Source organism: Onishia taeanensis, from assembly GCF_003268885.1.
In the GTDB taxonomy this organism is placed as follows: Bacteria; Pseudomonadota; Gammaproteobacteria; order Pseudomonadales; family Halomonadaceae; genus Onishia; species Onishia taeanensis_A.
This window is the reverse complement of the sequence record NZ_QLSX01000005.1, coordinates 45,371-70,023: the sequence shown is the minus strand read 5'-3', so window position 1 is coordinate 70,023 and position 24,653 is coordinate 45,371. Positions and strand designations below refer to the sequence as shown.

The 24,653-nt window shown below is 61.7% G+C and carries 23 protein-coding genes; 19 read left to right on the top strand and 4 right to left on the bottom strand.

Features of this window, described 5'->3' with window-relative positions:
• Window positions 1-6: 6 nt before the first annotated feature.
• The 5 genes from BCL93_RS08290 to BCL93_RS08270 all read left to right on the top strand — a co-directional run bounded on the left by BCL93_RS08290 (window position 7) and on the right by BCL93_RS08270 (window position 4,734).
• Window positions 7-1,143, top strand: a complete 1,137-nt coding sequence (locus BCL93_RS08290) for an HprK-related kinase B (protein ID WP_181463066.1) — start codon at window positions 7-9, stop codon at window positions 1,141-1,143.
• Window positions 1,140-2,159 carry an NUDIX domain-containing protein gene (locus tag BCL93_RS08285; protein ID WP_112054812.1) on the top strand — a complete coding sequence of 340 codons (1,020 nt, stop codon included), beginning with the start codon at window positions 1,140-1,142 and terminating at the stop codon, window positions 2,157-2,159. Before BCL93_RS08290 ends, BCL93_RS08285 begins: the two co-directional genes overlap by 4 nt.
• Window positions 2,160-2,221: 62 nt before the next feature.
• Complete coding sequence (locus BCL93_RS08280; protein WP_258396148.1) at window positions 2,222-2,914, top strand: histidine phosphatase family protein; 693 nt, start codon at window positions 2,222-2,224, stop codon at window positions 2,912-2,914.
• A 124-nt stretch (window positions 2,915-3,038) separates the two neighbouring features.
• Entirely contained in the window at window positions 3,039-4,394 is a 1,356-nt protein-coding gene (locus BCL93_RS08275; protein WP_181463065.1) for a metallophosphoesterase family protein, read from the top strand.
• A gap of 64 nt (window positions 4,395-4,458) precedes the next feature.
• Complete coding sequence (locus BCL93_RS08270) at window positions 4,459-4,734, top strand: amphi-Trp domain-containing protein (RefSeq protein ID WP_112054809.1); 276 nt, start codon at window positions 4,459-4,461, stop codon at window positions 4,732-4,734.
• A gap of 24 nt (window positions 4,735-4,758) precedes the next feature.
• Here BCL93_RS08270 and BCL93_RS08265 read toward each other — a convergent pair whose 3' ends face one another.
• Window positions 4,759-7,899 carry a transglycosylase domain-containing protein gene (locus BCL93_RS08265; protein ID WP_112054808.1) on the bottom strand — a complete coding sequence of 1,047 codons (3,141 nt, stop codon included), beginning with the start codon at window positions 7,897-7,899 and terminating at the stop codon, window positions 4,759-4,761.
• Window positions 7,900-8,250: 351 nt separating this feature from the next.
• On the opposite strand from BCL93_RS08265, the gene BCL93_RS08260 reads away from it, so the two are divergent.
• From BCL93_RS08260 to BCL93_RS08230, 7 genes are all read left to right on the top strand, one after another.
• Window positions 8,251-8,529 carry a peptidylprolyl isomerase gene (locus BCL93_RS08260; RefSeq protein WP_112054807.1) on the top strand — a complete coding sequence of 93 codons (279 nt, stop codon included), beginning with the start codon at window positions 8,251-8,253 and terminating at the stop codon, window positions 8,527-8,529.
• 299 nt (window positions 8,530-8,828) lie between these two features.
• Window positions 8,829-10,178 (top strand): phospholipase D-like domain-containing protein, encoded by a 1,350-nt coding sequence (locus tag BCL93_RS08255; protein WP_309251220.1) that lies wholly within the window; start codon window positions 8,829-8,831, stop codon window positions 10,176-10,178.
• Window positions 10,179-10,454: 276 nt separating this feature from the next.
• On the top strand, window positions 10,455-10,661 hold the full coding sequence (locus BCL93_RS08250) for a DUF6494 family protein (RefSeq protein WP_112054806.1): 207 nt from the start codon (window positions 10,455-10,457) through the stop codon (window positions 10,659-10,661).
• A 42-nt stretch (window positions 10,662-10,703) separates the two neighbouring features.
• The gene (locus BCL93_RS08245) at window positions 10,704-12,647 is read left to right on the top strand and encodes an ABC transporter ATP-binding protein (RefSeq protein ID WP_112054805.1); all 1,944 of its coding nucleotides are present in this window, start codon (window positions 10,704-10,706) and stop codon (window positions 12,645-12,647) included.
• 134 nt (window positions 12,648-12,781) lie between these two features.
• Complete coding sequence (locus BCL93_RS08240; protein ID WP_112054804.1) at window positions 12,782-13,708, top strand: ABC transporter ATP-binding protein; 927 nt, start codon at window positions 12,782-12,784, stop codon at window positions 13,706-13,708.
• Window positions 13,705-14,466 carry an ABC transporter permease gene (locus BCL93_RS08235; RefSeq protein WP_112054803.1) on the top strand — a complete coding sequence of 254 codons (762 nt, stop codon included), beginning with the start codon at window positions 13,705-13,707 and terminating at the stop codon, window positions 14,464-14,466. Before BCL93_RS08240 ends, BCL93_RS08235 begins: the two co-directional genes overlap by 4 nt.
• 98 nt (window positions 14,467-14,564) lie before the next feature.
• Window positions 14,565-15,023, top strand: a complete 459-nt coding sequence (locus tag BCL93_RS08230) for a TerB family tellurite resistance protein (RefSeq protein WP_112054802.1) — start codon at window positions 14,565-14,567, stop codon at window positions 15,021-15,023.
• Here the strand turns inward: BCL93_RS08230 and BCL93_RS08225 are convergent.
• Complete coding sequence (locus BCL93_RS08225; RefSeq protein WP_112054801.1) at window positions 15,007-15,921, bottom strand: YihY/virulence factor BrkB family protein; 915 nt, start codon at window positions 15,919-15,921, stop codon at window positions 15,007-15,009. The two genes, BCL93_RS08230 and BCL93_RS08225, sit on opposite strands and share 17 nt — an antisense overlap.
• A 132-nt stretch (window positions 15,922-16,053) precedes the next feature.
• Here BCL93_RS08225 and BCL93_RS08220 point away from each other — a divergent pair, with 132 nt between their 5' ends.
• The 4 genes from BCL93_RS08220 to BCL93_RS08205 all read left to right on the top strand — a co-directional run bounded on the left by BCL93_RS08220 (window position 16,054) and on the right by BCL93_RS08205 (window position 19,282).
• Complete coding sequence (locus tag BCL93_RS08220; RefSeq protein WP_258396145.1) at window positions 16,054-16,485, top strand: DUF393 domain-containing protein; 432 nt, start codon at window positions 16,054-16,056, stop codon at window positions 16,483-16,485.
• A gap of 66 nt (window positions 16,486-16,551) precedes the next feature.
• Complete coding sequence (gene corA / locus BCL93_RS08215) at window positions 16,552-17,517, top strand: magnesium/cobalt transporter CorA (protein ID WP_112054799.1); 966 nt, start codon at window positions 16,552-16,554, stop codon at window positions 17,515-17,517.
• Window positions 17,518-17,606: 89 nt separating this feature from the next.
• Entirely contained in the window at window positions 17,607-18,032 is a 426-nt protein-coding gene (gene arfB / locus BCL93_RS08210) for an alternative ribosome rescue aminoacyl-tRNA hydrolase ArfB (RefSeq protein ID WP_112054798.1), read from the top strand.
• Between the two features lie 131 nt (window positions 18,033-18,163).
• Window positions 18,164-19,282 carry a hypothetical protein gene (locus tag BCL93_RS08205; protein WP_112054797.1) on the top strand — a complete coding sequence of 373 codons (1,119 nt, stop codon included), beginning with the start codon at window positions 18,164-18,166 and terminating at the stop codon, window positions 19,280-19,282.
• Window positions 19,283-19,433: 151 nt separating this feature from the next.
• On the opposite strand, the gene BCL93_RS08200 is transcribed toward BCL93_RS08205, so the two are convergent.
• Entirely contained in the window at window positions 19,434-20,087 is a 654-nt protein-coding gene (locus tag BCL93_RS08200) for a phosphoribosyltransferase (RefSeq protein ID WP_112054796.1), read from the bottom strand.
• Window positions 20,088-20,416: 329 nt separating this feature from the next.
• On the opposite strand from BCL93_RS08200, the gene apbC reads away from it, so the two are divergent.
• Together apbC and dcd are read left to right on the top strand one after the other, a co-directional pair.
• On the top strand, window positions 20,417-21,217 hold the full coding sequence (gene apbC / locus BCL93_RS08195; protein WP_112054795.1) for an iron-sulfur cluster carrier protein ApbC: 801 nt from the start codon (window positions 20,417-20,419) through the stop codon (window positions 21,215-21,217).
• Between the two features lie 142 nt (window positions 21,218-21,359).
• Window positions 21,360-21,926, top strand: a complete 567-nt coding sequence (gene dcd, locus BCL93_RS08190) for a dCTP deaminase (protein ID WP_112054794.1) — start codon at window positions 21,360-21,362, stop codon at window positions 21,924-21,926.
• Window positions 21,927-22,004: 78 nt separating this feature from the next.
• Here the strand turns inward: dcd and BCL93_RS08185 are convergent, their stop codons facing one another.
• Window positions 22,005-23,000, bottom strand: coding sequence for a LysR family transcriptional regulator (locus BCL93_RS08185; RefSeq protein ID WP_112054793.1), 996 nt, complete (start codon window positions 22,998-23,000; stop codon window positions 22,005-22,007).
• A 236-nt stretch (window positions 23,001-23,236) separates the two neighbouring features.
• Between BCL93_RS08185 and BCL93_RS08180 the strand changes: the two genes are divergently transcribed.
• On the top strand, window positions 23,237-24,652 hold the full coding sequence (locus BCL93_RS08180) for an acetyl-CoA carboxylase biotin carboxylase subunit (protein WP_112054792.1): 1,416 nt from the start codon (window positions 23,237-23,239) through the stop codon (window positions 24,650-24,652).
• The last annotated feature ends 1 nt before the right edge of the window (window position 24,653 follow it).

Here is a 24,653-nt window from a genome sequence, read left to right as displayed (position 1 = left end):
GATACTATGAACGATGACCGACCCATCAGTGTGGAGGAAGCCGCCCGGGCGCTTTGCGGCGATGCCAGCTTGCTGACGACGCCCCTTCTACTCGACGTTGGGCGCCGCACGCTGGCCGTTCGTTCCAATTCCCGCACGTTACTCGACGGCCTGCGCCGCTACTTCTCCGCCTACCTCGCCCCGGACGGCGTGCCTGATATCGAGGTGCTGGCTATCGAGGACGCACCGCCGGCTCTGTTGCTGAATTTCCTCGACTGGGCCCGCGAGCTCGGTAAAAGTGGTCGCAAGGACAGCTATGTCGACCTGCTCGGCGGGCGGCTGGTACGCAAGGTGCGCACCGGCATGGTGTTCCTGCAAAGCGAGACCTGGCGAATTGCCGCCGGCCCTTGTGAGGCCAACGACAATCAGGTCATCAATTTCATCAATGCCCAGTACATGAATTACCTGCAGCAGCAGGACTGGCTGATCTGCCATGCCGCAGGGTTGGTGCGGGGCGAGGGCGCGGTGGCCATTGCCGGCTTTTCCGGCGGCGGCAAGTCGACGGCCATGCTCAGCGCTCTGGAACATCCGGCGCTCGACTATCTGACCAACGACCGGTTGTTCATCCGCAGGGACGAGGAGGGCGTGCAGGCCGCGGGTATCCCCAAGCTACCGCGTATCAATCCTGGCACCATCGTGCATAGCGAGCGCCTATCATCGCTGATTCCTGCCGCGGAGCGTAAGCACCTGCTTTCGCTGCCCAGACAGGTACTGTGGGACCTTGAGGAAAAATACGATGTGATGATCGACGAGCTGTATGGGCCCGAGCGTCTGCGCCGCGAGGCCCGGTTGGCGGCGGTGGTCATTCTCAACTGGCGGCGCGACGGTCAACAGCCGTTGCGTTGTGAGCGGGTGGACATCAACCAGCGCCAAGAGCTGCTGGGCGCACTGATGAAATCCCCCGGGCCCTTCTATCAGGATGCCCATGGACGATTCCTGGGTGATCAGGTGCCGCTCGACCCTGAGGCCTATCTCGCGGCGTTGGGTGCGGTACCCGTCTACGAAGTCAGCGGTACAGTCGACTTCGACCTGTTGGCCGGCCATCATCTGCCGGCCTTGCTGGGTCTGAACAGCGAAGAGCAGTCAACGGGAAGCGCGCCATGACGCGGCAATCGATACCGCGCGAGCTCTTACTGCTGCGACACGGCAAGTCGGACTGGTCACAGCCGGTGGAGGACACACAGCGGCCCTTGAAGAAGCGCGGCAAGCTCGGTGCCCAGCGCATGGGTGCCTGGCTGGCTCAGGCAGCGCTGGTGCCCGAGGCGGTGCTGGCCTCGCCCGCGCTTCGGGCCAGGGTCAGCGCCGAGAAATGCCTTAAGGCCATGGGCGAGACGACCGATGGCCTGGAAACGGACCCGGCGCTCTACCATGGCACCCCGGAAATGCTGGTGGCGCGCATCGTCCGCACGCCGGACACCATCCGGCGCCTCATGCTGGTGGGCCACAACCCGGATCTCGAAGATCTGCTGCACTATCTGCTGCCCGAACCACCGGCGCTGGGGGACGACGGCAAGCTATTGCCTACCGCCAGTCTTGTCCGCCTCGCGATCGATGGCTCCTGGTCGCACCTCGCCCTGGGCGGCGCCCGGTTGGTGGAGATACGCCGGGCGAGGAAGCTTCCCACGCTCTTTCCCTTCCCATTCCCCGATGGCCCCGAGCGTCGTGAGCGTCCGGCCTATTACTATGTCCAGTCGGCGGTCGTGCCTTATCGGGTGCACCAGGGACAGCTCGAGGTGCTGGTGATCGGTTCGAGCAGCAACCGCCACTGGAGCCTGCCCAAGGGCATTGCCGAGCCGGGGCTGAGCCTTCACGAGTCTGCCCGCAAGGAGGCCCTGGAAGAGGCCGGTATCGAGGGAGACATCGATGCCTCGGCGCTTGGGCGCTATCACTACCAGAAGTGGGGAGGGAGCTGCGAGGTCACCGTCTTCCCCATGCGCGTCACTCGGCAACTGGCGGACGAGGCACTCGAAGAACCGCACAGAGCCCGGCAATGGATGGCGGCCGAGCGCGCGGCCGAATGCCTCCGGCAGCCAAGCCTCGGCGCCATGGTGCATGAGCTGTTGCACCGGCTTAAGGCAGCCTCTGCTGAATCTTCCTCGGCCAAGAGGCCATCATCATGACGAGCCGCCGACCCAATAACTGGAGACCGTGTAACTGGCGATCAAGTAACTGGCGACCAAGATTGCTGGCCGCGATAGTGCGCCATGGCGACTATCATCAGCTTCCTGATACCCCCAGCGCTCACCAGCCCTTTCCCCTGACGTCGGATGGGCGTGAGCAGGCTACACGAGCGGGGTGCGAGCTGCGTGACATGCTGGACACCTTCGGCTGTGATTTGGCGCCACAGATCGACAGCTCGAATCTGCTGCGCGCCTGGCAGACGGCCAGCCTGATTCAATCGGTCCTCGAGGAGGGCCGGCACGACGTATCGGTCAACGGCTTCGATGCTCTTGCAGAACGTGGCCTTGGCAGTGCCGCCAACCTCAGTGCCGCGCGGATCGAAGCGATCATCGCCGATGACCCGCGCTTTGCTTCCTTGCCGGCCAATTGGAAGTCGAATAGTCATTTTCGCTTGCCACTTCAGGGGGCTGAATCCCTGATGGACGCCGGGGAGCGGGTCGCTTGTCACCTGACGGCGCAGATGCAGGCGCTGGCGCAACACGCCGAAGGTGACGTGCTGAAGCTATTCGTGGGCCACGGCGCGGCGTTTCGCCATGCGGCCCATCAGTTGGGGGTTCTTGCCTTCGACGAGATTGCCCGATTGAGCATGTACCATGCCCGGCCGGTCCTGCTGGAATATCGCCACGAACAGGGCTGGCGTCATATCGCAGGCGAGTGGAAGGTGCGTCGACAACACGCTCAGTATCGGGACTGAGTTTGGCTGTTCTGGCGTTTACGAAGGTCGGGAGGTCATGGCCGTGCTGACTTCACGGCTGGCGTCATGCCTATGTCATAAGCGCGTCATACCCTTGGTAGCATTTTTAAACGGGAGCCGGATCATGGCGAATCAACACGCTGACGCAGTGCTTCCACGTTACAGGGGGAAACGCTGGATTCCCGAGGGGCTTCCCAGCACCTCTGAGCCTTGGCTGCTTGGCGGCGAGCGTGCGGTGGGCAAGGAACACCGCCATCGGCATGACTTCTCCGAAGTGATGGCGCGCGCTGCCTCACTGAGCCCCTTGAAGTGGCCGAAGCGTCCGGTCTATTTCGTCTCGGATCCCCATGCGGATGCCGCGGCCTTCACCGCTTCGCTGGTGGCGTCCGGCGGAGTGAAGAAGACCGGCCCCGAGGATGATGCTTTCAAGCTGACCAAGCGCGGCCGCAAGGGCCTGTTTGTGATTGGCGGCGACTGTCTCGACAAGGGGCCCAGCAACCTCGAACTGCTGCGAAGCGTCAAGGCGCTCATCGACAGCGGGGCGCGGGTCAAGCTGCTGGCCGGCAATCACGACGTGCGCCTGCTGATGGGGCTGCGTGCCCTTGAGGAGCCACGATCTCCCCAGACCGAGCACCTCTTCGTACGAATGGGCAGCAAGGTCGTGCCGTTGTTGCGCGAAATTCACGATACCTATCTCAAGGATCGCAAGAAGCCGTTGAAAAGCATTCCGAGCGCAGAGGAATGCCGGCGACGACTGTTTCCCTCGGACAAGTGGTTCGAGGCGTTTCCGCCCCAGGCCGACCGGCTGATGCTCCAGCGAAATATCGAACGAGAGCTCACTCGGATGCGCAAGAAGGTCGACTCCTTCGAAGACGCCTGCCATAAGGCGGGGCTGTCAATGCGCGAGGTCTATGCCACGGCACTGGAGGCAAAGGCACAGTTCATGCACCGCAAGGGGGACTTCGCCTGGTTCTTCAAGGCCATGCAGCTGGCCCATCGCGAAGGGTCCTTCCTGTTCATCCACGCCGGCCTCGATGATGGCATCACCCAGGTGATCGAGAACGAAAGCGTCGAGTATCTGAACCGGATGTTCGATGATCAGGTCAAGCATGACCTCTTCGAGTTCTACTACGGCTCTCTGGCGAACACCATGCGCACCAAGTACCGTAAGGTCGACCTGCCGCTGACTCGCCAGGGCGTAGAGCGTGCTTTTCGGCTGGGGGTACATGCCATCGTGCATGGCCATATCAATCGCACCACTGGACAGCACATCATGCTCAGGCAGGGCATGATGCATATCGAGGGTGACATCACCCTGGACCGGAATTCGCGTCGCAAGGAAGGCCTCGAAGGCCACGGCATGGGGGTCACCATCATTCATCCTGACGGCAAGATTATCGGCATCAGCAACGATCATCCCCACGCCAAGGTGTTCGAGCCGGCTCGCCACCTCGCGCCAGCAGCGGCGCTGGATGCCTGACGAGCTTCCCTTGGCATCGGCATCGTGCCCCCGCCTCATTCATCGCAAGGAATCGATTCACTCCATGGACACTGAGAAGACCACGTTCAGACATGAATCCCTGCAGAGCATCAAAGGACTTCAGGAGATCCTGAAGTCGATCACCAAGGGGCTGGCCAAGGGCGTTCTGTCATTTTCCGACGAAGAAGGCGAGATTCATCTGACGCCCAAGGGGTTGCTCAACCTCAAGGTGACGGTGCGCAAGGAAGACAGCCATCACCGCTTGGATATTCGCATCTCCTGGCAGGACGCAAGGCCGCAGAGCAAGAAACAGCTCCAGGTCGGCCACGACCGAAAATAACGAGGCCTTGGCCAACCTAAGCGTTCAGGCATCGTGCGGGGGAAGCTCTCCCGCCATCATTAGCGGCGCAGGCGTTGGATGACAGCCCTGAGAACCCTCGGGCATCAGGTAAGGGGCCAGCATTGGCTGCATGCTCTTGAGCACCTGAACCGGCAGCGATGAGGTGAAACGGTAGTCCTCGGCCTCGTTGCCCAGTACATAGGCGGTGAGGGTGCCGAAGTGGCGGTCGCCAAGAAAGAACACGAAGGTTGCGGTGCGGTTGCGTGCCCGGGAGTCGGTCACCTGTCCGGTTCGGGTCACGGTTTCAATACGGTTGTCGCCGGTGCCGGTCTTGCCGCCCACTGTCATCGGGCTGCCATCCGGCAGGAGGAAGGTGCCGGCCAGCCGTCGGGCGGTGCCCGCCTCGACCACGCCGATGATGCCGTCACGCAGCACGGCAGCCACTTCCGGTGCCATCACTCTGACACCGCGAGTCGAGCGCGAGAAGCGCGTCTCGAAGGGGGTGTCGGTGGCAAAGTGCAGGCTGTCGATGCGAATCGTGGGCTCGCGCACCCCATCATTGAGGATGATGCCCATCAGCTCGGCGAGCGCCGCCGGGCGGTCCCCCGAGCTGCCGATGGCGGTGGCAAGCGAGGGCACCAGTTGTTCGAAGGGGTAGCCGAGCAGGGCCCAGCGCCGGTGCAGATCATCGAAGGCCTCGACTTCCAGCATGCGCCGGATGCGGCTGTCTCGGGCCTGGCGATGCCGGGTGCGAAACAGCCAGGCATAGCTCTGCTGGCGCTCCTCGATGCTGGCCAGCATCATCTCCTCACGGCTGGCATCGGGGTGAGTGCCGAGATAGGCCAGCAGCCAAAGCTCCAGTGGGTGAACGCGGCTCAAGTAGGCACGATCGTTCAGGGAGAAGCGTTCTGGCGCGTACTGCCAGTAGAGCCTATCCAGCTCGTTATCCGAGGCCTGAACATTCGGCCCGTTGGCCGTTAATGTTTCGCCCAGCAGGCGGCGGAATTCATCGGCAGATTGCTCCGGCATCAGGTAGCGATACGCCGCGGCCAGCCGCACCGGCGTAGCGTGGACGTTACGGAACAATCGCGTCATGCGGGCCTTGGCATCAAGCGTGTGATACCGCTGCCAGAAGCGATCCAGGAATATCCGTCCCTCCTGGTCGGCGAAGCGGGAGATATAGAGGTCGCGGCGCGGGTCGCTATCATCTTCCAGCAGGCGGCGGTTGTCCGGATTGGCATAGACATGATGGTTGACCAGATCACGCAGCAGCCGCACGAAGGGCAGGTTGATGGACTGACGCAGAGCATGCTCGAGGGTGGGGCGCTGGCCATTGTCCTCGCGCCGGAAATTCGCGAAGGTGTGAAGCCCACCTCCGGTGATGAAGCGCTCATAAGGGCTCGCCGAGTAGCGTCGCTGCATGGCCGCCTCGAGCAGCGTCTTCAGCGGCAGGTCGGGGTCTCGGATCAGTTGATCCACCACCCAGCGCATCAGTGCATCACGGCGATCAACGTCGACGCGGCGAAGCGCTTCCCGAGGCTTCCCGTTATAGCGTTCATGCAGCTCGGCGATGATCTCCAGATAGCTCGCCAGTACTCTCAGCTTGGCCGTTGAGCCCAGTTCCAGCTTGCTGTCCTGGTTGATGTCGAAGGCGGTGCCGTTGGTGTCGGTCTGCACGCGCACCCGAAAGCCTTCCTCGCCGCGCTCGAAGAGCGTGAAACTGTAGCGCACCCCGGCGGCGGCCTCGGGTCGACCGAGCAGGTGATGGCCGAAAAGGCCCGCCTCGGCCGCGGCCGATGGGTCTTCTAGCCGCTTAAGATAACCGCTGACCCGGTGCTGGAGGTCGGCGTTGAGGGTTGTGGAGGCACTCAGGTCTAACCGATCAAGCTCGTAGAACGAGACACCGAGCAAGGATGCCAGTCGCCCCCGGGCCAGACGCAGCCCCTTGTCGGTCTCGACCCGCAGCGAGACGGGCGCCGACTGGAAGTCGCGAAAGCCGAGTGACTGGGCAAGGGCGGCATCGCGAAGCTCAGGGGCGATCAGCTCCTGCTCGGCCATCAGGCGCAGGTAGGAAGCGCTCAGTTCGGCCAGGTCATCATGGCCCCTGCGCAGGTAATGCGAGGGGCGCCGCTGGGCGATCATCAGGGCCACCACTTGCCGGAGGGCCTGGCCGCGGGCGGCCAGCGCCGCGTCGTCTGCAGCATTCGATGCCAGTGCCAGGCTGACGTCAGCAAGCTCGGCGCCGAACCATACCCAGAGGCCGTCGCCCAGGCCAAGCACTTCTCCATAGCCCGGTGCGGCGGATAGCGGCACGGAGTTGAGGTAGTCCAGCGCCACGTCCTGGCGCGCGGTCAGGGTCTCGGGGCCCTGGCGATAGGCGCGCACGCTGGCAGATACCATCTGCCTCAGCTTCTCCTGGGCCGATATGGTCAGGCCACCGGGTGAATGGCGGTACTTCTCGAGCTGGGTGGCGAGGGTGCTGCCGCCTGATGATTGGCCTGGCAAATTGATCGCTTCACCGACCTGGGAGACAGCGGCGCGGACGAAACGCGGCCAGTCCACGGCCGGATTGGCGTAGCGATACTCGGTGTCGAGCAGATCCCGGTTCTCAATGAACAAGAGGCTCTTGAGCACCAGTTCAGGCACTTCTTCGAAATGGGCGAAGTGGCGCTGCGGGTTGGCAAAGTGGTGCATCGTCTCGCCACGACACTCTGTGAGCGCGAGCCCTGCCTGGGTTTTCTCGTTGTAGGGTACGAAGAAGCCGCGGTTGGCATAGTCGAGCATCGCCGGCGACATGCGCACCTGCTGACTTACCTCGAAGCCGCGTTCTTCAAGGCGCTGCTGCCAGTTTGGCAGACGGGTATAGCCCAGGCGCTCGTCGAAGGGGCCATGACGGGGGAAGATCAGGCGGTCGCTGGGACCATCCGCAAGGGTGTATCCAAGGCGCTGGGCGTATTCAGAAATCTCCCTGGCCTGCCAGCGCGATGAGCGCGCCTCGTTGACCAGCATCAGCGTCATGATCGTCAGGGCGATTAGCGTAGCCAGCAGCCACAGCCAGCGGAACCAGTGGATTCTGGGCCCAAGGGGTGTCGGCAAGGGAATCAGGGGCGCCTCGCGAAGGAAAATATCACGATGCGTGTGGGATGGTGCATGACGGTCTTCCATTGGCCAACTCCTGGCGAGGCGGCGTCCTTGTCTTTCGTCGCATTCCTAGGAAGCTATTGCTACAAGCGTAGTTGGCGCGGGGTGAGGAGACTACATTTTGATACGAAAACAATGTTTCTTGACAACAATGGGCATTGACCGACCGTCCTGGATCCCAGACCGCGCTTGTTATCCCGCCTGGCCATATGCGGCCCGGACATATGGCGTCTGGATAGGTGGTGTCTAAATAGATGGTGCACGAAGCCGGCGATGAGACGGTGTGCTGCTTCGGGAGGCGCCTAAGCGGTTTCATGATGGTATCCTTGCCGCGACACGAACCATTGCCAATCGGCAAAGACAGGAGAAAAGAACATGGCAAAAGCCACGGCGCGGCATATTCTGGTCGACAGTGAAGACAAGTGCGAAGCACTGAAGGCCGAGATCGAAGGCGGTCGCGACTTCGCCGAAGTCGCCAAGGAAAACTCCAGCTGCCCGTCAAGCCGCCAGGGCGGCGACCTGGGTTCCTTCGGCCCCGGCCAGATGGTGCCTGAGTTCGACAAGGTGGTGTTCAGCGGCGAGTTGAACAAGGTGCACGGCCCGGTCAAGACCCAGTTCGGGTATCACCTGCTGGAAGTCACTAGCCGCAGCTGATGGCGTGGCATGAGTGAAAAGAAGCCGTGCGCGGAGCCTATCCACGCACGGCTTCTTTGTGTCTGGTATCTCGAAAGCCATGAGTGGATGACGATAGGGCAATCGACCAGAGGGAGTTGTACTTACGATGATTCAGCCAGGGAGGCGCAATGAAGAAGGTGATGGTAACAACGGCTAAGTGGATAATAGCCCTTGCCGTATTGAGCTATGTCCTGATGGCTATATGGCAGACTTACAAGCCGTTGCCGCAGGGGCTAAGCCAACGCGGTGCGTTGCAGCCGGCAACGGATGTTGCCTTCTTGGCCGATGAAACCTGGACCGAGGCAGACGGCCGTCGTCAAAGCGATCAGGCTATCTTCGACGAGGTGCTGAGGCTGATTGCTCAGGCCGATCGACTGGTGTTGCTGGACATGTTTCTGTTCAATGATTTCGGCGCTACAGCAGAAGACTCTTTCCGGCCGCTATCGCGTGAGCTCACCCAAGCGTTGATTCGTCGCAAGGATGCCGTCCCAAGCCTCACCGCTGTGGTCATCACGGATCCGATCAATACCGTCTACGGTGGGCTTTCGTCTTCACATCTGAAGGCACTGAGCGAGGCTGGCATCAAGGTGGTCATGACGGATCTGCCCCGCATGCGAGCCTCCAACCCGGCTTGGAGTGGCTTCTGGCAGCTGTGTTGTCGTGTCTTTGGCAACACCAACGACGCGGGTTGGCTTCCCAATGCCTTTGGGGACGGCCGGGTGAGCCTTAGAAGCTATCTTCAGATGCTCAATTTCAGCGCCAATCATCGCAAAATTCTGGTGGTCGACGAGGGCGAGCAATGGACAGGGTTGGTAACCTCGGCCAACCCACATGATGCCAGCAGCCATCACGATAATGTGGCGCTGCGCTTTTCCGGCCCGGCGGCTCTCGACTTGCTCGACAGTGAGCGAGCGGTGGCGGATTTTTCCGGCGCTGCCGGGGCGATTCCTGCGCCGACAGAGACCATCTTCAGCGACGCTAAGCGCGAGCCAGCCAGGCAGGCTCAGGAGACGTCTCCCTATCAGGAACAGGTGCAAGTACAAGCACAAGTACAAGTACTTACCGAGTCTGGGATTCGTGACTCGTTGCTTGAGGCGGTAGCCGGAAGTGCGCCCGGCGATCGATTGGATATTGCTGTCTTCTACCTCGCTCATCGCGAGCTTATCGAGGCCGTAAAGGCGGCAAAAGCCCGAGGTGTAAGAGTGCGTGTGTTGCTCGACCCCAATCGGGACGCCTTCGGCCTTAAGAAAAATGGCATTCCCAACCGCCCAGTGGGTCGTGAGCTGCACTCGGCCGGCGTGCCGGTGCGCTGGTGTGATACCCATGGCGAACAGTGCCATGCCAAGATGTTGTTGCTAAGGCCTCTGGAAGGGCCGGCCGAGCTGATCGTCGGCTCGGCCAACTTCACCCGCCGCAATCTCGATGACCTGAACCTGGAAACCAGCGTGCGCTTACTGGCCTCGACAGGTCAGCCTGCGATTGCCGCGGCGGGAGCGTTCTTCGAACGCGAGTGGCGCAACCCCATAGGGCGCCGCTACAGCCTGCCCTATACACACTTTGCGGATCCTTCCTGGCGACGCTACTGGCAGTACCGGCTGATGGAGGCTACGGGCTTGTCGACCTTCTAGGCCTTTGCCTTATGCAGTCGCGACGATGCTAGGCGTTGGCGATGAATCGTGACGATGATCGTAGATAGCAGCCAGTAGATAGTCGCTAGTAGATAGTAGCCTGGCATCGTTGGCCAGGCGGTAAATCATGGGGCGTGCTATAACGGCAGTGGCTTATCTAGTCAGTGTGGCATTCCTAGACGAGCGCCATGCAAAAGCGTCAGTCGAGCTGCCGTCAGCGCATTGGCCAACGGCGGCCTCGCCTTGCCTTGTGGTCCATCACTCAGGAAGCGCATCATGAACGAAGAAACCTTCAATCTCAGTGTTCGCAAGTTTCTCAAGCAGGTCGGTATCAACTCTCAGCGCGAGATCGAGCAGGCCGTGGATCAGGCCATGGCCGAGGGGCGTATTCAGGGCAACGAGTCCTTCGCGGCCAAGGCGACGCTCGAGATCGCCGGGCTCAAGCTCAAGGTCGATGTGGACGGCCAGATCACGCTGGAGTGACGTGCCGGCCACGCCAACCACGGCCAACCGTCGAGGGGCCCCATGTTTCGTTTTTTCGAGTCGCTGATCGACCCCTTTCCCGGGGCCGTGCCGGAGACGCCGCCTCGGCGACTGTTGGCCTTTCTTTGCCACTATTCGCGACCGCTGTTGCCCCTGCTAGTGGCGATGACGGTGCTCGCCGCGCTGGTGTCCGTCGTCGAGGTGGTGTTCTTCGCTTTCATGGGCGAGCTCGTCGATTGGCTTGCCGAAGCGGACCGGGCGAGCTTCTTCGCCGACCATGGTGGGCGCCTGCTGGGCATGGCGGCGCTGGCGCTGGTGGCCTTTCCTCTGTTGGTGCTCGGCAAGTCGCTGGTCACTCACCAGAGCCTCTTCGGCAATTACCCGATGCGGGTGCGCTGGCTGGCGCATCGCTACCTGCTCGAGCAGAGCCTGCCATTCTTTCAGGACGAATTCGCCGGGCGGGTCTCGCAAAAGGTCATGCAGACCGCGCTTGCCATCCGCGAGACGGTGGTCAAGCTGATGGATGTCTTCGTGTATGTGGTGGTCTATTTCACCGGTGCCCTGATACTGGTGGGGCGGAGCGAAGCCTGGTTGATGGCCCCGCTGGTGGTCTGGCTCTGCGGCTATCTGGTGCTGATGCGCGTTTTCGTGCCGCGACTCAAGCACATCTCGATGGCTCAGGCCGATGCGCGTGCCCATATGACCGGCCGTATCGTTGACAGCTATACCAATATTCAGACCCTCAAACTGTTCGCTCACACCCAGGCTGAGCAGACCTATGCGCGCGGTGCCATGGACGGCTTCATGGCCACGGTTCACCGCCAGATGCGACTGGTCACTCAGCTGACGGTCACCCTGCAGGCCCTGAACTCGCTGCTGCTGGTGTCCATGGCGGGGATCGCCATTCTGGCTTGGCACCAGTCATTGATCTCGCTGGGTGCCATCGCCGTTGCCATCGGCCTGGTGATGCGCCTGCGCATGATGTCCGACTGGATTCTGTGGGAAGTCGCGGGGTTGTTCGAGAACCTAGGCACCGTGCAGGACGGCATCAACACCATTGCTCAGGCCCAGACCGTCAGCGACGCTCCCGATGCGCCGGAGCTGAGCGTTGAGCAGGGCGAGGTTCGCTTCGACAAGGTGACCTTCTCCTATGGCCATGGCCCTCAGGTCGCCGATGGCGACGCGGCGCAGAACGATGCCCGGGAAGCCGCCGTCTTCGACAACCTGTCGCTGACGCTTCGCCCGGGGGAGCGAGTGGGGCTGGTGGGCTCCTCCGGTGCAGGCAAGTCGACCCTGGTCAACCTGCTGCTGCGCTTCTTCGATATCAACGAAGGACGCATTCTGATAGACGGCCAGAATATCGCCGGGGTGACCCAGGCCTCTCTGCGCCGCCAGATCGGCATGGTGACCCAGGACACCTCGCTACTGCATCGCTCGATTCGCGACAACATTCGCTACGGTCGTCCGGATGCCAGCGAGGAAGAGATCATCGAAGCGGCTAGGCGCGCCCATGCGGATACCTTCATTCGCCAGGCCTCCGACCCTCAGGGCCGCACCGGCTTCGATGCCCATGTTGGCGAACGCGGCGTCAAGCTGTCCGGCGGCCAGCGTCAGCGAATCGCCATCGCTCGGGTGCTGCTCAAGGATGCGCCGATTCTGGTGCTCGACGAGGCCACCTCGGCGCTGGATTCGGAGGTCGAGGCGGCCATTCAGGAGCAGCTCTACGCGCTGATGGAGGGCAAGACGGTGATTGCCATTGCCCATCGGCTCTCGACCATCGCCATGCTCGATCGGCTGGTGGTCATGGAGCAGGGGCGTATCGTCGAGTCTGGCACCCATCACGAACTGCTCGCCCATGGCGGCACCTATGCCGGTCTCTGGCAACGCCAGTCGGGTGGTTTTCTGGGGCTCGATGTCCCCGCAGAGCCATCACCGCTCAGAACCGGTGATGCGACAGCCGCAGAGCTGTCGACGGGCCGTGACTGAGGAGAGACAAAGCCTCGATCAAGGATTCAACCAGCCGCAACGGAGAGCAGCATCCATTGATTTCAACTCTGACTTCAACCCTGACTTCAACCCGGCCTTCATCTTCGTCCTTACCTTCAGAACAGGAAGGGGCCATGCCGCCGGCGATCAGCGTCACCGATCTGTCCAAGACCTATGCCTCAGGGTTTCAGGCGCTCACCGGGGTGAACCTCGACGTAAAGGCCGGGGAGATATTTGCCCTGCTGGGGCCCAATGGTGCTGGCAAGACCACCCTGATCAGCGTCATCTGCGGCCTGGTCAACCCCACGTCAGGGACTGTGCTGGTCGATGGCCATGACAATATCCGTGACTATCGGGCGGCCCGAGCGAGGATTGGCCTGGTGCCTCAGGAACTGACCAACGAGGCCTTCGAGACGGTATGGAATTCGGTGAGTTTCAGTCGTGGCCTCTTTGGCAAGGCCCCCGATCCCGCTCATATCGAGCGAGTACTGCGCTCCCTGGCGCTGTGGGAAAAGCGTAACAACCGCTTGATCACCCTTTCCGGGGGGATGAAGCGGCGGGTGCTGATCGCCAAGGCACTGTCGCATGAGCCGCAAATCCTCTTTCTCGACGAGCCCACCGCCGGGGTCGATGTCGAGCTGCGTCGAGAAATGTGGGAGGTGGTGCGAGGCCTTCGCGAGAGCGGGGTGACTATCATCCTCACCACTCACTACATCGAGGAAGCCGAGGAAATGGCTGATCGTATCGGCGTGATTCAGCGCGGTGAGATCATCCTGGTCGAAGACAAGCAGACCCTGATGCAGAGCCTTGGGCGCAAGCAGCTGACCCTGCAATTGCTCGAGCCGCTGGTCTCGCTGCCCAATGCCCTGTCCGGTTATCCGCTGACGCTCTCCGACGACGGCCATGAGCTGGTCTATCGCTACGACACTCAGCAGGATCACACCGGCATCGCTGGCATGCTCGAGGAGCTGAGGAAGGCCGGCATTCAGTTCAAGGACCTGCATACCCAGCAGAGCTCGCTCGAGGACATTTTTGTCAGCCTGGTAAGGGAGAACCCATGAATCTTCGCGGCATGGCGGCCATCTACCGATCAGAAATGGCTCGCACCCGGCGCACGCTGCTGCAGAGCATCGTCTCGCCTGTTCTCTCGACGTCCCTTTATTTCGTGGTGTTCGGCTCGGCGATCGGCTCGCGGATCACCGAAGTGGCGGGCATCAGCTACGGCGCCTTCATCGTGCCGGGGCTGATCATGCTGATGCTGCTGACCCAGAGCGTCTCGAATGCCTCCTTCGGGATCTTTTTTCCCCGCTTCTCGGGCAGCATTTACGAGCTGCTCTCGGCGCCGGTGTCCTATATGGAGATCGTGATGGGCTACGTAGGCGCCGCAGCCAGCAAGTCGATTCTCTTGGGCCTGATCATTCTGGGGACAGCGGGGCTCTTCGTACCCCTCGAGATCGCCCATCCGTTCTGGATGCTGCTGTTTCTGGTTCTGACGGCGTTTACCTTCAGTCTGCTCGGTTTCATCATTGGCATCTGGGCCGAAGGGTTTGATCGACTGCAGCTGGTGCCGCTGCTGGTGATCACACCGCTGACCTTTCTTGGTGGCACCTTTTACTCCATCGACATGCTGCCGCCGTTCTGGCAGGGCGTGACGCTCCTCAATCCGGTGGTTTACCTGGTCAGCGGCTTTCGCTGGAGCTTCTATGGGGTCGGCGATGTCAGCCTGGCGGCGAGCCTCGCTGTGGTGGTGGCCTTCCTGGCAGTGAGCCTTGCGGTGGTGAGCTGGATGTTTCGCAGTGGTTATCGGCTCAAGCCCTAGGTGGCTCAAGGTCGGCTGCTGAACTTCTCCATTGCGCTGCCGGTCGCAGTCGGTGAGGGCACGATGACGTCCTCGTATCAATCCTAGGAGACCAACCCATGCTTGAGGCCATTCAGCAGTTCTTTCACCGCACCCTGGTTACCGCCGGTGAGGAGGAAGGGCCGACCCTAGAGCTCGCGACTGCCGCACTGCTGTGCGAAGTGGTACGTGCCGACTACCATCATGATCGCCGTGAGCTCGATGCCCTGCGCAGTATGCTGCTGCGTCATTTCTCGCTCGACGAGGCCGCGGTGGACGAGTTGATGACACTGGCGCGGCAGGAAGTCGAGCATGCCGTGGATCACTATCAGTTCGTGAGTCTGATCAAGGATCGCTACGGCTATGAGCAGCGGGCGGAATTGATCCGCCTGATGTGGCAGCTGGCCTATGCTGATGGCGAGCTGAGCCCGCTGGAGGAGCATCGTATTCGGCGCCTGGCCGATCTGCTGTATGTCAGGCACAGCGATTTCATTCGCGCCAAACTCAGCGTGCAGGAGGTCCTCAGCGGGTCCCACTGACGGCGTCACGGGGCGGGTCCTGGTACCAGGGCAGATTAGCGCGGTCGTTGCGCTCAAGCTCGGCGATCACCTGCCCACCCAGCAGCAGGATGATGGCGCCGACCTCGAGGCTCAGCAGTACAATGACGATGGTGGCAAGCGAGCCATAAACCGCATTGACCAGCGACAGGTTGGCGAAATAGACCACTAGCAGCTGCCGGACTCCCTCCCAGAGAAGCGCCGCCACAAAGCCGCCGACCAGCGCCCTGCGCAGTGCAATATGCACCACCGGCAGCACCTTGTAGATGGCGCTGAACATGGCAAATAGGCCGAAGAAACTGATCAGATTGAGGGCCGGCTCCGAGAGGCTCGCCAGCGGCAGGTTGACGCCGAAGACGGCCAGCATGGCGTTGTTGAAGGCGCCGATCATTGATACCAGCAGGGTGAGGGCCAGAAGCCCGGTGCCCAGCACCAGAATAAAGGCATAGGGCAGCAGCACGGAGACCCAGACACTGCGTTTCGCCTGGTAGTCAGGCTGATGGAAGATGATCGCCATGCAGTCCTCGATCATGCGAAAGGCGAAGGAGCTGAAAATCAGCAGTACCGGAATACCGAACAGTCCGATGGCATCCCGCGATTCCAGCAGCGCCTGCACCGCATCGAGCAGGACGCTGGCATGTGCTGGCGTCAGGTGACGCGCCTGGATCGACAGCACCTCGAGCAGATGCTGCTCGTCGGCTACGTGGGTCAGCAGCACGCAGAGCAGCGCAAAAAGTGGCACGATCGACAGCAGAACGTTATAGCCCACGCCGCCGGCCAGCAGGATGCCCCGGTTACGAAAGAAAGCCATCAGCACCCGCCAGGCGAAATGCGCCAAGCGAGGAATCAGGCGGGGCAGGGCGGCGAGGTGACTCGGCATGCACAACGTCCTTGTGAGGTCGGCGAGTGGAGCAATCAGTGCCATCATAAGCGCAGCGGGACACCCACGGCCATCCGGGCGGCCTCACCAGCTGTGTCAGGAGGAGAGCCAGCTGTGTCAGGAGGAGAATACGTGGCAGCCGATACCCAAAACCTGCTGGTCTACGATGGCCAGTGTCCCTTTTGCACCCGCTATGTGCGTTGGATGCGGCTGAAAGACACCGTGGGCGAGATGCGTCTGGTCGATGCCCGTGGCGATGACCCGGTGGTCGACCAGGTGAGGGCCCTCGGCTTCGATCTCGATCAGGGCATGGTGCTGCACCTGGATGCGCAGTGGTATCACGGCGCCGAGGCGCTGCGGGTGCTGGCAATGTTGAGCAGTCCGGTGGGCGTCTTCAACCGACTGAATCGCCACCTTTTTAGCGGCCAGTGGCGTGCCAGGAGCTGGTATCCACTGCTGCGCGCCCTGCGTCATCTTGCGCTTTGGCTGCTGCGCCGCCCGCCGCTGCGCCACCCGCGAAGCGCCTCGAGCCCCTGTCAGGGTGGAGAAGATGAAGATCGTTGAGGCGCGCTCATCGCCGTATGGGTGTCTATGCGTTGATATATCCACGACCCAGCCAGGAGCTAGCCGATGATCGTCAACTGTGTCGCCTATGAACACGGGCATCGCCAGCGGGATATCCACACCGATGACATCGCCGAGGCCATGCAGCATCCCGACTGCTTCGTGTGGGTCGCCTTGCATGACCCGGACCCCGAGGAGTTCCGGCGCTTTGAGGAGATCTTCGACTTGCATGAGCTGGCCGTCGAAGATGCCCTTCACGGTCAGCAGCGTCCCAAGATCGAGGAGTATGGCAAGGCGCTTTTTTGCATCATGCGCCCGATTACCCTGGTCGATGGCGAATTCGATGAGGGCGAGGTGGCGGTGTTTCTCGGCGAGCGCTATGTGCTGTCGGTTCGCCAGCATGCCACCCAAGGCTTTCTTGGCGTGCGCGCGCGCTGCGAACGGGAGCCTCATCTGCTGCAGCAGGGGCCTGCCTTCGTGCTCTATGCGCTGCTGGATGCGGTGGTGGATCGCTACTTTCCGGTGGTCGAGTCGCTGGAAAATGAACTCGAGGATATCGAGGATCAGATCTTCATCCGGGGCACAGCGCGCATGAGTCTCGAGCGCCTCTACCAGCTCAAGCGCCGCACCATGTTGTTGAAGCACGCCGTGACGCCGTTGGCCGAGGCCACGGCCCATCTAATCGGCGGTCGCGTGCCGGCGCTGTGCCTCAACACCCGCGAATACTTCCGCGACGTGTATGATCACCTGCACCGCATCGAGGTCGGGGTCGACACCATTCGCGAGACGATCATCACGGCCATCCAGGTCAACCTGTCGATGGTCGCCATCGATGAAAGCGAGGTGCACAAGCGGCTTGCCGCCTGGGCGGCGATCTTTGCCGTGGCGACCATCCTGGCCGGTATATGGGGAATGAATTTCAAGCACATGCCAGAGCTGGACTGGCGGCTCGGCTACCCCCTCGCTCTGTCGATCATGGGGCTTGCCTGCGGGGTTCTGCATTGGCGGTTTCGCCGGGCGGGCTGGCTATAGGTCGATGGAGAGCATCAATACATCAACGCCGGATATCCACGCTGGATACCCTCGCTGTATAAACACGCCGGATACAAGGACTCACGTTAATGCTGGAAGTATCGCGACAGATTGTGATCAACGACGACGAACTGGAGCTGCAGGCAGTTCGCGCCCAGGGCGCCGGCGGGCAGAACGTCAACAAGGTCGCTTCGGCGATTCATCTGCGTTTCGATATTCGTGCCTCTCATCTGCCGGAAGGCGTCAAGGAGCAGCTTTTGGCGCTTCGGGACAAGCGCATCAGCCGCGACGGCGTGGTGATCATCAAGGCCCAGGAGCACCGCACTCAGGAGCGTAATCGCCAGGAGGCGCTGGCGCGACTCAAGTCACTGATCAAGCGCGTGCTTTACGCCCCCAAGAAACGCGTTCCCACTCGCCCCAGCAAGGGCGCCAAGAAGCGACGCATCGAACAGAAGAAACAGCGCGGCAAGCACAAGGCCCTGCGTGGCAAGGTGAGTCGCCAGGCCATCGACTGATCCTGCTGCATGGCAGTCAACGCTGGTATCCCCTATCTTGTAGGCTCGGCCCGGACGGCTAGCGTCCGGGACTGCGATGGTTCAATTGCCTCGCTGATAATCAATCAGTCGGGCTGACAGGAGACGATAAGATGGCGGATCAATCGGTAGGTGAACTACTGAAAGACAACCGGGTCAAGGCGCTGGTGGTTGTGCTGGTGCTGGTGGTGCTCTATGCCTTCTACGCCAGCTCCAGTGCCAGCAGCGAGCGTGAGCAGCTCGAAGCCAGAGTGGCAGAGCTTGAAAGCGAACGGCAGACACTGAGCGACCGTGTCGCCTCCTTCAGCGAGACCTATGATTCCATTGACGCTGCAGAGGCGGCTCTTTCTGACCTGAACAGCCAGGTTGAAGCCGCCAAGACGCGTCTGGCGACCCTCGAGGAAAGTGTCAGCGAAGCGCAGTCCCGTCAGGATGCCATGACCTCGACCCTCGAAGAACGCCAGGCGCAGATCGATGAGCTGGATGCCACGATCGCCTCGCGTCAGGCCGAGTACGAGACCCTTTCCGATCAGGTAGAGCAGGCCGTCAAGGACCGCGATGAGGCCCAGGCGACCCTCGAAGAGAGCCGCAGTGCCATTGCCGATGCCGAAGGACGTCAGGCAGAGCTCGAAAGCAACATCGCGTCACTGCAAGAGCGTCGCGACGCACTCGAGCAGGAAATTGCCAGCCGCGAAGAGCAGTCAGCCTCGTTGGAGGGCAAGATCGCGGCCGCCGAGCAGTCCTTTGCCCATGTCGATGAAAACCTGACCCAAGCTCTCAATGAGCTCGACGCTACTCAGCAGCAGCGCGACAGCCTGCAAACGGAGATTGCTGACCTGAGCGATCAGGCCGATGCGCGTCGGAATCAGCTGGATCGTCTTGAGGCGCAGCTCGCCGAATGGCGTGACGAGCTAAGCCAGGTCTCTGTAGGGTCCTCTGCGTCTATGGATTCCTCTGAGTCCAATGGAGCCTCTGCGTCTATGGATTCCTCTGAGTCCAAGGGAGCTTCTGAGTCCAAGGGAGCCTCTGAGACTAGCGCTGAGAGTAATGACAAGAGTAATGGCGGTAGCGCCGAAGCGAGCGATGCTTCGGGCACGGCTGCGGCGAATGATGCCACTGCGACAAGCGACAAGGCCGCCAGCGCGAGCCAGCAGGAAGCGGATCAAGCAAAAGCCGCCGAAGAACAGAGCAACCAGACCGAGATCAAGCAGGAGCCGGAGGCTGCTGAATGATCCCAGGGCGCTCGCACTAGGCGGAGGAGTATCGCCACCGCGAGCGGCTGAACCTTAGCAGGTGAAACCATTACCGCATGTGACACGGCCCCCGCACGGGGGCCGTGTCGTATCTAAGGTATGGTTCTTCTCTAATATTGAACATCTCTAATTAGGGTTCCGCGGTGTCACCAGATGCCGATGACGCTCTTGCCAGTAGCGCAATCACCTCTTCATCACTGGTCTGCCCGAAGGTCTGGTACCACTGGCCCACCGACATGAATGCGTGCGGCGCGTGCAGGCAAACGACCCGGTCGGCGAGTGTGGCGATCTCGGCGAGGCTGTCGGCGGCCGCCACCGGCACAGCCACCACTAATTCTCCGGGTGCGTCTTCCCGCAGGGCCTCCACGGCAGCCTGCATGGTAGCCCCGGTGGCCAGGCCGTCGTCGACCACGATCACGCTGCGCCCGGTGATGCGTGGTAGAGGTCGGTGACCTCGATAGGCTAACTCGCGTCGTTTCAGCTCACGGGTCTCGTCGGCAATGATAGCGTTGAGTCGCTCCTGACTGACGCGTAGGCGCGCGATCAGGGGATGATTCAGGATGCAGATGCCGTTACTGGCAATGGCCCCCATGGCAAGCTCCGGTTGCCAGGGCACACCCAGCTTGCGCACTACCAGCACATCGAGCTCGCCGCCCAGTGCCTGCGCCACCTCGAAGGCCACCGGCACACCGCCGCGAGGCAGGCCAAGGACCAGTGGTTGGCGATAGTCACGCAGCGCGGTGGCGAGCTGCCAACCGGCATCTTGGCGGTCTCGGAAGAGCATTTCATATCCGTCTTGAAGGGCTTCCGCTTTAGCGTAGGACAAAGCGTAGGGCAGGGTATTGGGCAGGGTATTGGCCAGAGTCTAGATCAGGGGGGATCAGAGCTTAAGTCAGGGTTTGGACCAGACGTTAGATCAGTGGGCAGAGGTTAGGGCAGAGGCTAGGTCAGAAACTGGGGGTAAACGATGCCTCGTTTATGCGCCGTGACCTGCATAGACATCCGCGGGTGAAAAGTTGACTAGTCCGCTTGGGATTGGCCGGGCCACGCGGGTTATACTCGCGCCATGGCGGCATGCGATGCCGACGATCAATGACACAGGAGTAGATCGTAATGGAGGGTGTAAAGCATATCGTCGCCGTGGCGTCGGGCAAGGGTGGCGTTGGCAAGTCCACTGTAACCGCCAACCTGGCGTTGGCGATGGCGGCAGAAGGCTATCGAGTCGGCCTGCTGGATGCCGATATCTATGGCCCCAGCCAGGCCCAGATGCTGGGCATCGGTGAGGGCGTGCGTCCGCATCAGGTGGGGGATAACCAATTCGCCCCTCTCGAGGCTCATGGCATCCAGGCGATGTCGATGGCCTTCCTGGTCGATACCACTGAGCCGATGGTGTGGCGCGGACCCATGGTCGCCGGTGCCTTTCAACAGATGCTCAATCAGACCGCCTGGGATGATCTCGACTATCTGTTCATCGACATGCCGCCGGGTACCGGCGACATCCAGCTGACGCTGGCTCAGAAGGTCGAGGTCGACGGGGCGGTGATCGTCACTACGCCGCAGGACATCGCGTTGCTGGACGCGCGCAAGGGCATCGAGATGTTCCGCAAGGTCAATGTGCCGGTGCTGGGCATCGTCGAAAACATGAGCCTGCATGTCTGCTCGGAGTGCGGCCATCAGGAGCCGATCTTCGGCGCCGGCGGTGGCGAGCGCATTGCCGCTCAGTATGAGACCACGCTGCTGGGCCAACTGCCGCTGAGTCTGGGCATCCGCGAACAGGCGGATGGCGGCCGTCCTACCGTGGTCGCCGAGCCTGAGGGCGACGTGGCGCAAACCTTCCGCAAGGTGGCGCGTGCCGTGGTCGAGGGCGTTACCGCCCAGCAGGCCGAGGGGCCGAACATCTCCTTCGGCGACTAGATCGGCACAAGCCATAAGCTGGTTCATGAAACCCGGCCATGAGGGCTTGCCGCTCGCAAGTCTTTTGGAACGCCGTCAGGGCCGTTATGATAGCGGCCCTGTTTTTTGCCCTTCACCCTCGACGCACCTCAAGGAATCCCCGATGAGCATCAAGTCCGATAACTGGATCCGTCGCATGGCCGCCAGTGACGCCATGATCGAACCGTTCATGGAGGATCAGGTGCGTTACGTCAACGAGCAGCGGGTGATCTCCTACGGCACGTCAAGCTACGGCTACGACGTGCGCTGCTCCGACGAGTTCAAGGTTTTCACCAACATCCATTCGGCGGTCGTCGACCCGAAAGCCTTCGACGAGAAGAGCTTCGTTGATGTCAAAGGCGATGTCTGCGTGATCCCGCCCAACTCCTTTGCCCTGGCCCGCACCATCGAGTACTTCCGCATCCCGCGCAATGTGCTGACTATCTGCCTAGGCAAGTCGACCTATGCCCGTTGCGGCATCATCGTCAATGTCACGCCCCTGGAGCCGGAATGGGAAGGGCATGTGACGCTCGAATTTTCCAACACCACCAATCTGCCGGCCAAGATCTACGCCAACGAGGGCGTGGCGCAGATGCTGTTCCTGGAATCCGATGAGGTCTGCGAGACCTCTTACAAGGACCGGGGCGGCAAATACATGGGGCAGCGTGGTGTCACCCTGCCGCGGACCTGATACCCCGCCACGGATTGGCTGGCGACACAGCAAAGCCGGGCTTTTAAGCCCGGCTTTTTGATGTCTGCAAGAGACGGATTAGAACTGCTGGCCATCCACCGCCGGCAGGCAGACCACGCTGTGGCCCGGCATGGGTTCGAGAGGCCCGCTAAAGTGGCGATTCAGCTCTGGCAGCAGCTCTCGCACGCAGCGCAGGAACAGTTCGGTGACCGGCGAGGGCGGCCGGTCCTTGGGGTAGACGGTGCACCAGGACCGCTTGAGCGGAAAGCCGGGCAGCTTGGGCGATGCCAGCAGGCCGGAGGCGATTTCCAACTGCACGGCTAGTCGCGGCAATACCGCAACGCCCAGGTGCGCCATGATCCCCTGCTTGATCGCCTCGTTGGTGCCAAGCTCGATGGTATGCGGCAGCGACACCCGCTCCCTGGCGGCGAACTCCTCGAAGGCGGTTCGCGTCCCGGAGCCGGGTTCGCGCATCAGCACGTAGTGACGCGCAAAATCTTCAAGGCTCGGTTTGTCGGCCGTCAGCAGCGGATGGCCCGGCCAGACTACCGGGATCATCTCGTTGTCGAGGATCGGCATGAAGGCCAGCTGGGCATCTTGCGGCACCATGCCCATGATCACCAGGTCGTCACGCCGTTCGGCCAGGCGCTCGAGGGCCTGGCTGCGGTTGCAGACGCGCAGGCGAATGGTGACTTCCGGGTAGCGGGCGCGAAACCGGGCCAGAATATGGGGGACCACGTACTGGGCGGTGGAAACCGCGGCCAGGTTGAGCTCGCCGCGAATGGTACCGGCGATCTCGGAGAGCTCCATCTGGAGGCTCGATACCTGGCCGAAGATCGAGGTCACCGAGGCGGCCAGCGCATCGGCGGCTGGCAGTACGTGCAGGGTCTTGCCGGCATACTTGAACAGCGGCTGCTCCAGCGCCTGCTCGAGCTGTCGGATCTGGGCGCTCACCGCGGGCTGGGTGAGGCCTAGCTGCTCGGCGGCCCGGGAGTACGACTGCTGGCGATGCACGGCCTGAAAGACCTGCAACTGACGAAACGTCAGGCGATTGAGCAGACTGGGTCGAGTCATCGGCATTCCCGCAAAGGTCTAGCTATAAGGTATAGCTTATAGGTTGGCAAAAAAATATCAATTTTTCTATTGGTTCGACACCCGGTAGCGTGAAAAAACGTTCTGCACGGGGGTAGCTGGATACCCGTGAGCCGCTGGAAGAGCAATGGGAAGGAAGAGATGTCGACCTTCCGGGGGCTCTCGAGTGTTTCGCAGGCCCGCTCAGGACGCAACCCGTCACCCTGGAGGTTCGACCCGTGTTCCAGAAACTGTTGATTGCTAACCGCGGCGAGATCGCCGTTCGCATCGAGCGGGCCTGTGCCGAGCTGGGCATTCGCTCGGTGGCTATTTACACCGAGCCCGACCGCTTTGCCCTGCACGTCAAGCGCGCCGATGAGGCTTATCAGGTCGGCGATGACCCCCTCGAGGGCTACCTTGATCCAAGGCGTCTAGTCGACCTTGCCCGTGAAACCGGCTGTGACGCCATCCATCCCGGCTATGGATTTCTTTCCGAAAACCATGAGTTTGCCCGCATCTGCGAGGACGCCGGCATCGCTTTTGTCGGTCCGAGCTCCGAGGTCATCGCCCGCATGGGCGACAAGACCGCCGCCCGGCGCGCCATGCGCGATGCAGGAGTCCCGGTCACCCCTGGCTCAGAGGGCAATCTGGCAGACTGTGCCGCCGCTCTTGTCGAAGCCGAACGCATCGGCTATCCGGTCATGCTCAAGGCGACCTCTGGCGGCGGTGGCCGAGGCATTCGCCGCTGCGACAGTGCAGACCAGCTCGAGCAGGCCTGGGAGCGAGTGGTGTCCGAGGCCACCAAGGCCTTCGGCTCTGCCGATGTGTTTCTCGAGAAGTGCGTGGTCGACCCGCATCACATCGAGGTACAGATCCTCGCCGACAAGCATGGCAGCGTGATCCATCTCTTCGAGCGTGACTGCTCCATTCAGCGGCGTAATCAGAAACTGATCGAGATCGCCCCCAGCCCCCAGCTGACCCCCGAGCAGCGCGCCTATGTCGGCGAGCTAGGCGTACGCGCGGCCAAGGCCGTGGGCTATGAAAACGCCGGCACCGTGGAGTTCCTGGTCAAGGGCAACGAGATCTACTTCATGGAGATGAACACCCGGGTCCAGGTCGAGCACACCATTACCGAAGCCATCACCGGGGTGGATATCGTCCGTGAGCAGCTGCGTATCGCCAGCGGCCACAAGTTGTCCTTTCGCCAGGAAGACATCTACTACCACGGCTATGCGATCCAGTTCCGCATTAACGCCGAAGACCCCAAGAATGACTTTCTGCCGTCTTTCGGGCGCATCACGCGCTACTACGCACCGGGTGGCCCCGGGGTGCGCACCGATACCGCCATCTATACCGGCTACCAGATTCCCCCTTACTTCGACTCGCTGTGCCTGAAGCTGGTGGTCTGGGGGCTGACCTGGGAAGAGACCCTCGATCGAGGCATCCGGGCGCTCAACGACATGCGTCTGCAAGGCGTAAAGACCACGGCCCCCTACTACGAGGAGATCCTGCGTCATGCAGACTTCCGTAGCGGGCATTTCGATACCGGTTTCGTGCCGGCCCATCCCGAGCTCTTGCAGTACTCGGTCAAGCGCAACCCCGAAGAGGCGGCCCTGGTGATTGCCGCCGCCATTGCCGCTCACGCCGGCCTCTAAG

Bases quoted from the DNA above. Each gene is read 5' to 3' on its own strand.
- BCL93_RS08290 (WP_181463066.1), top strand. From the start codon at position 7: ATGAACGATGACCGACCCATCAGTGTGGAGGAAGCCGCCCGGGCGCTT.
- BCL93_RS08285 (WP_112054812.1), top strand. From the start codon at position 1,140: ATGACGCGGCAATCGATACCGCGCGAGCTCTTACTGCTGCGACACGGC.
- BCL93_RS08275 (WP_181463065.1), top strand. From the start codon at position 3,039: ATGGCGAATCAACACGCTGACGCAGTGCTTCCACGTTACAGGGGGAAA.
- BCL93_RS08270 (WP_112054809.1), top strand. From the start codon at position 4,459: ATGGACACTGAGAAGACCACGTTCAGACATGAATCCCTGCAGAGCATC.
- BCL93_RS08265 (WP_112054808.1), bottom strand. From the start codon at position 7,899: ATGGAAGACCGTCATGCACCATCCCACACGCATCGTGATATTTTCCTT.
- BCL93_RS08260 (WP_112054807.1), top strand. From the start codon at position 8,251: ATGGCAAAAGCCACGGCGCGGCATATTCTGGTCGACAGTGAAGACAAG.
- BCL93_RS08250 (WP_112054806.1), top strand. From the start codon at position 10,455: ATGAACGAAGAAACCTTCAATCTCAGTGTTCGCAAGTTTCTCAAGCAG.
- BCL93_RS08245 (WP_112054805.1), top strand. From the start codon at position 10,704: ATGTTTCGTTTTTTCGAGTCGCTGATCGACCCCTTTCCCGGGGCCGTG.
- BCL93_RS08240 (WP_112054804.1), top strand. From the start codon at position 12,782: ATGCCGCCGGCGATCAGCGTCACCGATCTGTCCAAGACCTATGCCTCA.
- BCL93_RS08235 (WP_112054803.1), top strand. From the start codon at position 13,705: ATGAATCTTCGCGGCATGGCGGCCATCTACCGATCAGAAATGGCTCGC.
- BCL93_RS08230 (WP_112054802.1), top strand. From the start codon at position 14,565: ATGCTTGAGGCCATTCAGCAGTTCTTTCACCGCACCCTGGTTACCGCC.
- BCL93_RS08225 (WP_112054801.1), bottom strand. From the start codon at position 15,921: ATGCCGAGTCACCTCGCCGCCCTGCCCCGCCTGATTCCTCGCTTGGCG.
- corA (WP_112054799.1), top strand. From the start codon at position 16,552: ATGATCGTCAACTGTGTCGCCTATGAACACGGGCATCGCCAGCGGGAT.
- arfB (WP_112054798.1), top strand. From the start codon at position 17,607: ATGCTGGAAGTATCGCGACAGATTGTGATCAACGACGACGAACTGGAG.
- BCL93_RS08205 (WP_112054797.1), top strand. From the start codon at position 18,164: ATGGCGGATCAATCGGTAGGTGAACTACTGAAAGACAACCGGGTCAAG.
- BCL93_RS08200 (WP_112054796.1), bottom strand. From the start codon at position 20,087: ATGCTCTTCCGAGACCGCCAAGATGCCGGTTGGCAGCTCGCCACCGCG.
- apbC (WP_112054795.1), top strand. From the start codon at position 20,417: ATGGAGGGTGTAAAGCATATCGTCGCCGTGGCGTCGGGCAAGGGTGGC.
- dcd (WP_112054794.1), top strand. From the start codon at position 21,360: ATGAGCATCAAGTCCGATAACTGGATCCGTCGCATGGCCGCCAGTGAC.
- BCL93_RS08185 (WP_112054793.1), bottom strand. From the start codon at position 23,000: ATGACTCGACCCAGTCTGCTCAATCGCCTGACGTTTCGTCAGTTGCAG.